Raw genomic sequence first — 8,022 nt, 5'->3', positions numbered from 1 at the left:
TATGGGCAGCCAGCGCCTTCCAGTCCCAGCCGAAGCGAAAGGCGATGGAATAGAGCGTGTCGCCACGCTGCACCACGTAGTGACCGCTGCGTACCGGCTGGCGCTGCGCCAGCGGGGCGTTGCCCTGATGCTGCCCGCGCTCGACCACCTGCACGCCGCCCGGCGGCGGACTGGCGCAACCGGCCAGGGCACTGGCGGCGAGCAAAGCGAAAGGCAGGCGAAGGCCGGCGGCTCTGCGAATTAGCGCGTGAACGGCGGTGCGACTCACCATTTGCTCCCTGAACGATCCCGAATACGGCGGCTATTGTGCCGGATTTATTTGGCGCAACCAGTATCTCTTGGCTGACGCCCGGCCAACCACTCCAGCCCCAGCACCAGGACGATGCCGGCCAGCGCCAGCACCAGGGCCAGCAACAGCTGCGGGTCCTGGCCGCTGAGTTCGGCGAAATGCCCCGGCAGCAGGTTGTTCTGCAGCAGCGGTATCTGCTCGCCCTTGCTGTCGACGCGCCAGCTCAGGGTTTCCTTCCACGGCCAGACCTTGTTCAGCGAACCGAGCATCAACCCGGTGAGAAAGGCCAGGCTGAGGTCGCGCCAGCGCGCCAGCAACCAGCTGAGCAAGCGGGCGAAACTTAGGATGCCGACCAGGCAGCCGCCGGCGAACACCGCCAGCACGCCGATTTCCAGGTCCTTCACCGCCCCCAGCACCACCGGATACAGGCCCAGTAGCAGCAGGATGAAGCTGCCGGAGATACCCGGCAGGATCATCGCGCAGATGGCGATGGCGCCGGCGCAGAACAGGCTCAGCGGGTCGCTGCCCCACTGTACCGGCGCGGCCACGGTGATCCAGTAGGCGAAGGCCAGGCCGAGCAGGAAGCTCAGCGCCCGGCTCCAGTTCCAGCGATGAATGTCACGACCGACCATATAGGCCGAGACCAGGATCAGGCCGAAGAAGAACGACCAGACCGGGATCGGCTGATGCTCCAGCAGGTAGGTGATCAACCGCGCGAAGCTCAGCACGCTGGTCAGGATGCCGCCGAGCAGCACCAGCAGAAAGGTCGCGTTGGCCATGCGCCAGGCGTCCTTGATCCGTCCGCGCAGCAGCAGCAAGGCGGCCTCGGGGACGCTGGCGATGGAGCGCAGCAGTTCGTCGTAGATGCCGCTGATAAAGGCGATGGTGCCGCCGGAGACGCCTGGCACCACGTCGGCAGCGCCCATGGCCATGCCCTTGGCGTAGAGCAGAAAATGTTTCTTCATGGATCCTTCCAGGATGGTGCAGCGGTCAGGCCAGCGGCCCGTTGAGTAGCGGCACGAAGCGCACCGCGTCCAGCACGTGGCGGGAGAAGCCGTTCTCTTCGCGCACGATCAGCAGCAACTGCTGCACGTCGCCGGCGCCCACCGGAATCACCAGACGCCCGCCGGGCGCCAGTTGGTCGAGCAGCGCCTGCGGCACTTCCGCGGCGGCGGCGGTGACGATGATGCCGTTGTACGGGCCCAGGGCATTCCAGCCCTCCCAGCCATCGCCCCAGCGAAAGACCACGTTGCGCAGGCTGAGTTCGGCCAGACGCTCCTTGGCGCGATCCTGCAACACCTGGATGCGTTCGACCGAGAACACCCGCTCCACCAGCTGCGCCAGCACGGCGGTCTGGTAACCGGAACCGGTGCCGATCTCCAGCACCTTGTCGAGCGGCCCGGCGGCCAGCAACAGCTCGGTCATGCGCCCGACCATATAGGGCTGGGAGATGGTCTGGTTGTGCCCGATGGGCAGCGCGGTGTCCTCGTAGGCGCGGTGCGCCAGTGCCTCGTCGACGAACAGGTGGCGCGGCGTGCGGCGGATCACCTCGAGCACCCGCGGATTGCTCAGACCCTCGTCGTAGAGGCGCTGAATCAGACGCTCGCGGGTACGCTGGGAAGTCATGCCGATCCCGCGGCGGTGCATATCGTCCTGTCCGCGCATCAGCAGATGCCCTCCAGCCAGCCGTGCATGCTGTCGAAGGCCTCGGCGAAGGTACGGTCGAGCTGCAGCGGGGTGATCGACACGTAACCCTGCATCACCGCATGGAAATCGGTGCCCGGACCGCCGTCCTCGGCATCGCCGGCCACCGAGATCCAGTAGCCTTCCTTGCCGCGCGGGTTGACCACCTTGACCGGCGCCGCGGCGCGGGCGCGGTGGCCGAGGCGGGTCAGTTGCACGCCGCGGATGTGCTCCAGCGGCAGGTTGGGCACGTTGACGTTGAGCACGGTGCGCGGCGGCAGGTCGAGGCGCTCATGGGCCTCGACCAGCTTGCGGGCGAAATAGGCGGCGGTCGGCAGGTTGTCGGCCTGACGCGACAGCAGCGAGAAGGCGAACGCCGGCTTGGCCAGGAAGCGCCCTTCCAGCGCAGCGGCGACGGTGCCGGAATAGAGCACGTCGTCGCCCAGGTTGGCGCCCAGGTTGATACCCGAGACGACCATCTCCGGCACCTGCTCGAGCAGACCGTTGAGGCCCAGGTGCACGCAGTCGGTGGGCGTGCCGTTGAGGCTGATATAACCGTTGGGCAACGCCGTCGGGTGCAGCGGACGGTCGAGGGTCAGCGCACTGCTGGCGCCGCTCTTGTCCTCGGCGGGTGCGATCACCACGCACTCGGCATAGTCGGCCAGCGCCTGGTGCAACGCGACGATCCCGGGTGCGTACACCCCGTCGTCGTTGGAAATCAGAATTCGCATGGAGTATCCGTCTGCCCTGCTGGCACCAGATCGACGAGTTCGCGCACCACGACGGTGGCGAAACACCCGGCCGGCAGGACGAATGCAAGTTGCAGAATATCGGGCTCCGGATAATGCCACGTCAGGCCGCCTATGGGGAGGCGCAGAATGCGCCGTTCGTGCGCCATGCCCGCCTTTGCCAGCCACTCGAGCAGCGCCGGCTCGCCCGCGCCGACGCCCTGTTCGACGAGCTGCACCGCCTCCGCCGTGGGCAGCGCGCCCTCGCCCCACAGCGGGCCGGTCGGGTGCAGGTCGAGAAGCGCCAGACGCGGGTCGGCTGTCTCCGCCTCGCCGGCCATGAAGAAACTGCGGCTGCCGGTAAAGGCCAGCAGGTCGCCGACCTGCGCCTGGTTCCAACTGCCGGCGGCGACCCGCTCGGCCAGCACGCGGTTGAACAGGTAGCTGCGCGCCGCCGACAGCAGGCGCGAACGCAGGTTGCGCTGCACCGGCAGTTCCTGGCGGGCCGCATACTGCCGGGCCTCCTCGACATTGCCGCCGGCGAAGCCGAAGCGTTGCAGGCCGAAGTAGTTGGGCACACCCTGCGCGGCGATGCGCTGCAGGCGCTGCTGCAGTGCCTCGCGGTCGGCCTCCAGGGCAGTCAGACGCAGGGTGAAACCGTTGGCGGCATGGGCGCCGCGCTGCAGCTTGCGGTTGTGCCGCAGGCTGCGCAGGACGGCCAGGTCATCACCCTGCGCGGTGGCCAGGTCGGGATCGGCCTTGCCCGGCAGGTGCAGGCTGAACCACTGCCGGGTCAGCGCCTGGCGATCCTTGAGTCCGGCGTAGCTGACCGCCTTGAGCGGCAGGCCGGCGGCGCGGGCGATGCGCCGGGCGGCGTCCTCGGTGTTCAGGCCGCGTTTTTCCACCCACAGCCAGAGGTGCTCGCCCTGGCCGGTGAGCGGGATGTCCAGCACCTCGTCGACCTGAAAGTCCTCGGCACTGGCCTTGAGCACGGCGCGCCCGCAGGCCTGGCCATGGGCGCGCGGGCCCAGCAGCTGCGCCTCGTTCATGCCTTGACCAGCAGCGCCACGGCATGCACCGCGATGCCTTCCTCGCGACCGGTGAAGCCGAGCTTCTCGGTGGTGGTGGCCTTGACGTTGACCTGGTCCAGCTCCACGCCGAGATCCTCGGCGATGCGCTCGCGCATGCTCTGGATATGCGGCGCCATCTTCGGCGCCTGGGCGACGATGGTGGCGTCGACGTTGCCCACCGCATAGCCCTTGGCCCGTACCAGCCCCATCACATGGCGCAACAGCGCGCGGCTGTCGGCGCCCTTGAAGCTCGGGTCGGTGTCGGGAAAGTGCTTGCCGATATCGCCCAGGGCCAGCGCACCGAGCAGCGCATCGGCGAGCGCATGCAGCAGCACGTCGCCGTCGGAATGGGCGATCAGCCCGAACTTGTGGGGAATGCGCACGCCGCCCAGGGTGATGAAATCGCCCTCGCCGAAGCGGTGTACGTCGTAGCCATGGCCGATACGCATAAAGAACAACGCCCTGAAAAAGTCAGGGCGTGATTCTACATGCACCGGCCGCCATAGGGGGCGCCGTGCGCACCCTAGGCCAAGGCTTCGGCGTGATGGCGCAGATGATCGTCGATAAAGCTGGCGATGAAGTAGTAGCTGTGGTCGTAACCGGGCTGCAGGCGCAGGGTCAGCGGATGGCCGGCCGCCTTGGCCGCCGCCTGCAGCGCCTGCGGCTTGAGCTGGGTTTCGAGGAAATCGTCGCGGTCGCCCTGATCGACCAGGATCGGCAGCTTCTCGCCGGCCTCGGCGATCAGCACGCTGGCGTCCCATTCGCGCCAGCGCGAGCGGTCCTCGCCCAGATAGAGGGAAAACGCCTTCTCGCCCCAGGGACAGTTCATCGGATTGCTGATCGGTGCGAAGGCCGACACCGAGCGATAGCGCCCGGGGTTCTTCAGCGCGCAGATCAAGGCGCCGTGGCCGCCCATGGAATGGCCGGCGACGCCGCGCTTGCCCGTCACCGGGAAGTTGGCCTCGACCAGCGCCGGTAGCTCCTGCACCACGTAGTCGTACATGCGGTAGTGCCGCGCCCAGGGTTCGACGGTGGCGTTGAGGTAGAAGCCGGCGCCGAGACCGAAGTCGTAGGCGCCGTCCGCATCGTCCGGCACGCCCTCGCCGCGCGGGCTGGTGTCCGGCGCGACCAGGATCAGGCCCAGCTCGGCCGCCAGCCTGTGCGCGCCAGCTTTCTGCATGAAGTTCTCGTCGGTGCAGGTCAGCCCGCTGAGCCAGTACAGCACCGGCAGGCGAGCCCCCTGCTCGGCCTGCGGCGGCAGGTAGACGGCGAACTGCATGTCGCAACCGAGCACCTCGGAACGGTGCCGGTAGCGCTTGTGCCAGCCGCCGAAGCTCTTGTTGCTGGAAACGATTTCCAAGGTCATGGACATCTCCCTCGGGTGCGCCGTGCGCACCGCTTGATCCTGGTGCAAATGGCGCACCCTACAGGCACAGGTCGCCCTGCAGTCAGAAATGAATGACAGTACGAATGCTCTTGCCTTCGTGCATCAGCTCGAACGCTTCGTTGATCTGATCCAGCGGCAGGTTGTGGGTGATAAAGGTGTCCAGCGGGATCTCGCCCTTCTGCGCCTTTTCCACGTAGCCGGGCAGCTCGGTACGGCCCTTGACCCCGCCGAAGGCGCTGCCGCGCCAGACCCGCCCGGTGACCAGCTGGAACGGCCGGGTGCTGATCTCGGCACCGGCCGGCGCCACGCCGATGATGGTCGACTCGCCCCAGCCCTTGTGGCAGCACTCCAGCGCAGCGCGCATCAGCTGCACGTTGCCGATGCACTCGAAGCTGTAGTCGACGCCACCGTCGGTCATCTCGACGATTACCTCCTGGATCGGCTTGCTGTGATCCTTCGGGTTGACGAAGTCGGTCATGCCCAGCTCGCGCGCCACGGCTTCCTTGGCCGGATTGATGTCGATGCCGATGATGCGCGAAGCCTTGGCCATCTTGGCGCCGATGATGGCCGCCAGGCCGATGCCGCCCAGGCCGAAGATGGCCACGGTAGAACCCTCGGTGACCTTGGCGGTGTTGAGCACGGCGCCGATACCGGTGGTCACGCCACAACCGAGCAGGCAGACCTTCTCCAGCGGCGCCTCCTTGGGGATCTTGGCCAGGGAGACTTCCGGCAGCACGGTGTACTCGGAGAAGGTCGAGCAGCCCATGTAGTGGTAGATCGGCTCACCATTGTAGGAGAAGCGGCTGGTGCCGTCGGGCATCAGGCCCTTGCCCTGGGTGGCGCGCACCGAGCTGCACAGGTTGGTCTTGTTGGATTTGCAGAATTTGCACTCGCCGCATTCGGCGGTATACAGCGGAATCACGTGATCACCGACCGCCAGCGAGGTGACGCCCTCGCCCACCGCCTCGACGATACCGCCGCCTTCGTGACCGAGGATGCAGGGGAACACGCCTTCGCTGTCCTGGCCGGACAGGGTGTAGGCATCGGTGTGGCAGACGCCGGTGGCGACGATGCGCACCAGCACCTCGCCGGCCTTGGGCGGCGCCACGTCCACCTCGACGATCTGCAGCGGCTGATTCGGGGCGAAGGCGACGGCGGCGCGGGACTTGATCATCTGGGCTCTCCTGAGCGTGTTGAGCGGTGGCCAGCAGTCTAGTCCAGCGCCATCCGGAAATAATTGGCGATCAGGCAAAACATTATTGCCATACAGGGATAATCAAGGTCTTCTTCTGCAGTTAGCGGCAGAGCCAGGATGCAATCCGGGAACTGCCGCGCCAGGCATTCCCGGATTGCATCCGGGCTACACGAGAAGGAGAAAGCATGAACCGCTGGGAAGGGCTGGACGAATTCGTCGCCGTGGCCGAGTGCGGCCAGTTCAGCGCCGCCGCCGAGCGCCTGGGCCTGTCCACCTCGCAGGTCAGCCGCCAGGTCGCACGCCTGGAGGAGCGCCTGCAGAGCCGGCTGTTCTACCGCAGCACCCGGCGCGTGGCGCTGACCGAAGCCGGGCAGACCTTCCTGCAGCACTGCCAGCGCCTGCAGGACGCGCGCGAGGAAGCCCTGCGCGTGGTCAGCGACCTGACCGCCGAGCCCAAGGGACTGCTGCGCATGACCTGCGCGGTGGCCTACGGCGAGCGCTTCATCGTGCCGCTGGTCAATCAGTTCATGGCCCGTCATCCGCAGCTGCGGGTGGAGATCGAACTGTCCAACAGCCAGCTCGACCTGCTCCACGAGGGCCTGGACCTGGCCATCCGCCTCGGCCGCCTGCAGGATTCGCGGCTGGTGGCCGCGCGCCTGGCGCCGCGGCGGATGTACCTGTGCGCAGCGCCCGCCTACTTGCAGCACTACGGCCGGCCGCACTCGCTGTCGGAACTGGCGCGGCACAACTGCCTGGTGGGCAGCAGCGAGTACTGGAGCTTCGTCGACGGCGGGCGGGAAAGCCAGGTGCGCGTGCAGGGCAACTGGCGCTGCAACAGCGGCCAGGCGGTACTCGATGCCGCACTGCGCGGCTTCGGCCTGTGCCAGCTGCCGGACTATTACGTGCTCGAACACCTGGCCAGAGGCGCACTGGTGTCCCTGCTGGAACAGCACCAGCCACCGAACACCGCGGTCTGGGCGCTGTACCCGCAGCAGCGCCACCTGTCGCCCAAGGTGCGCCAGCTGGTCGATCACCTCAAACAGGGGCTGAGCGAACGCGCCGAGTATCGGGAGCAACAGAATGTCACAGCGCAAGGGGGAACCCCACGCGACGGGCGCGGCCAGAGTAACTGACGCCCAGGCGGCAGCTGAAAAACCTAGGCGACGACTGCAGGACTGCAGAAAGCCAAAGCCGAGGAAGTTTTTCCGCAGCCTACTCGCGTTTCACTGCAACCGGAGGACAGCGCTATGCAAGTCATGGTCAACAGCGACAACCATATCCACGGTTCCGCCGCCCTGGCGGACAAGGTACGCGGCCGGGTGGAACTCAAGCTCAAGCGCTTCGAGGATCACCTGACCCGGGTCGAGCTGCACTTCAACGACGAGAACAGCCACAAGGGCGGCGGGCTGGACAAGCGCTGCCAGGCCGAAGCGCGGCTCAAGGGCCGCGACCCGGTATCGGTGAGCCATAACGCCGACAGCCTCGAGCAGGCACTGGAGGGCGTCATCGACAAACTCGGCACGGTGCTGGAGCGCAATATCGAGAAACAACGCCTGAGCTGAGACGCGGCGCTACTGGTTGCGCTCGGCCCAGGCTTGCCGCAACCACTGCAGATCCTCGGGGCGGGTGATCTTCAGGTTGTCCGCCCGCCCCCCCACCAGGCGCGCGCC

Annotated in this window: 10 protein-coding genes and 1 pseudogene; 2 read left to right on the top strand and 9 right to left on the bottom strand. The window is 67.1% G+C overall.

Features of this window, described 5'->3' with window-relative positions; all coding sequences use genetic code 11:
• The 8 genes from N878_RS07675 to N878_RS07640 form a co-directional block, all read right to left on the bottom strand.
• Window positions 1–268 (bottom strand): LysM peptidoglycan-binding domain-containing protein (locus N878_RS07675; RefSeq protein ID WP_256218045.1); only part of this gene is annotated, 268 nt, incomplete at its 3' end.
• Between the two features lie 47 nt (window positions 269–315).
• Window positions 316–1,254, bottom strand: a complete 939-nt coding sequence (locus tag N878_RS07670) for a DUF368 domain-containing protein (protein ID WP_021443083.1) — start codon at window positions 1,252–1,254, stop codon at window positions 316–318.
• 25 nt (window positions 1,255–1,279) lie between these two features.
• The gene (locus N878_RS07665; RefSeq protein ID WP_177342884.1) at window positions 1,280–1,915 is read right to left on the bottom strand and encodes a protein-L-isoaspartate(D-aspartate) O-methyltransferase; all 636 of its coding nucleotides are present in this window, start codon (window positions 1,913–1,915) and stop codon (window positions 1,280–1,282) included.
• Window positions 1,916–1,953: 38 nt separating this feature from the next.
• Window positions 1,954–2,703: a 5'/3'-nucleotidase SurE gene (surE, locus tag N878_RS07660; protein ID WP_021443081.1), complete on the bottom strand. Its 750-nt coding sequence runs from the start codon at window positions 2,701–2,703 to the stop codon at window positions 1,954–1,956.
• On the bottom strand, window positions 2,691–3,749 hold the full coding sequence (truD, locus tag N878_RS07655) for a tRNA pseudouridine(13) synthase TruD (RefSeq protein WP_021443080.1): 1,059 nt from the start codon (window positions 3,747–3,749) through the stop codon (window positions 2,691–2,693). The genes surE and truD overlap by 13 nt, the downstream gene beginning before the upstream one ends.
• On the bottom strand, window positions 3,746–4,219 hold the full coding sequence (gene ispF, locus N878_RS07650; protein WP_021443079.1) for a 2-C-methyl-D-erythritol 2,4-cyclodiphosphate synthase: 474 nt from the start codon (window positions 4,217–4,219) through the stop codon (window positions 3,746–3,748). Before ispF ends, truD begins: the two co-directional genes overlap by 4 nt.
• A gap of 74 nt (window positions 4,220–4,293) precedes the next feature.
• Window positions 4,294–5,142 (bottom strand): S-formylglutathione hydrolase, encoded by an 849-nt coding sequence (fghA, locus tag N878_RS07645; protein WP_177342883.1) that lies wholly within the window; start codon window positions 5,140–5,142, stop codon window positions 4,294–4,296.
• 76 nt (window positions 5,143–5,218) lie between these two features.
• Window positions 5,219–6,331, bottom strand: coding sequence for an S-(hydroxymethyl)glutathione dehydrogenase/class III alcohol dehydrogenase (locus N878_RS07640; RefSeq protein ID WP_021443077.1), 1,113 nt, complete (start codon window positions 6,329–6,331; stop codon window positions 5,219–5,221).
• A 206-nt stretch (window positions 6,332–6,537) separates the two neighbouring features.
• Between N878_RS07640 and N878_RS07635 the strand changes: the two genes are divergently transcribed.
• Together N878_RS07635 and N878_RS07630 are read left to right on the top strand one after the other, a co-directional pair.
• Complete coding sequence (locus N878_RS07635; RefSeq protein ID WP_021443076.1) at window positions 6,538–7,485, top strand: LysR substrate-binding domain-containing protein; 948 nt, start codon at window positions 6,538–6,540, stop codon at window positions 7,483–7,485.
• Between the two features lie 114 nt (window positions 7,486–7,599).
• Window positions 7,600–7,914 carry an HPF/RaiA family ribosome-associated protein gene (locus tag N878_RS07630; RefSeq protein WP_021443075.1) on the top strand — a complete coding sequence of 105 codons (315 nt, stop codon included), beginning with the start codon at window positions 7,600–7,602 and terminating at the stop codon, window positions 7,912–7,914.
• Between the two features lie 9 nt (window positions 7,915–7,923).
• On the opposite strand, the pseudogene ispD reads toward N878_RS07630, so the two are convergent.
• Window positions 7,924–8,022, bottom strand: a pseudogene (gene ispD / locus N878_RS29485) (2-C-methyl-D-erythritol 4-phosphate cytidylyltransferase); the annotation flags it as partial.

The organism is Pseudomonas sp. EGD-AK9, assembly GCF_000465935.2.
Taxonomy (GTDB): domain Bacteria; phylum Pseudomonadota; class Gammaproteobacteria; order Pseudomonadales; family Pseudomonadaceae; genus Aquipseudomonas.
The sequence above is the reverse complement of the archived record's forward strand: the minus strand, read 5'-3'. Positions and strand labels throughout refer to the sequence as shown.

Coding starts and splice junctions, on each gene's coding strand:
- truD (WP_021443080.1), bottom strand. CDS start 3,749: ATGAACGAGGCGCAGCTGCTGGGCCCGCGCGCCCATGGCCAGGCCTGC.
- surE (WP_021443081.1), bottom strand. CDS start 2,703: ATGCGAATTCTGATTTCCAACGACGACGGGGTGTACGCACCCGGGATC.
- ispF (WP_021443079.1), bottom strand. CDS start 4,219: ATGCGTATCGGCCATGGCTACGACGTACACCGCTTCGGCGAGGGCGAT.
- N878_RS07640 (WP_021443077.1), bottom strand. CDS start 6,331: ATGATCAAGTCCCGCGCCGCCGTCGCCTTCGCCCCGAATCAGCCGCTG.
- N878_RS07665 (WP_177342884.1), bottom strand. CDS start 1,915: ATGACTTCCCAGCGTACCCGCGAGCGTCTGATTCAGCGCCTCTACGAC.
- N878_RS07630 (WP_021443075.1), top strand. CDS start 7,600: ATGCAAGTCATGGTCAACAGCGACAACCATATCCACGGTTCCGCCGCC.
- N878_RS07635 (WP_021443076.1), top strand. CDS start 6,538: ATGAACCGCTGGGAAGGGCTGGACGAATTCGTCGCCGTGGCCGAGTGC.
- N878_RS07670 (WP_021443083.1), bottom strand. CDS start 1,254: ATGAAGAAACATTTTCTGCTCTACGCCAAGGGCATGGCCATGGGCGCT.
- fghA (WP_177342883.1), bottom strand. CDS start 5,142: ATGTCCATGACCTTGGAAATCGTTTCCAGCAACAAGAGCTTCGGCGGC.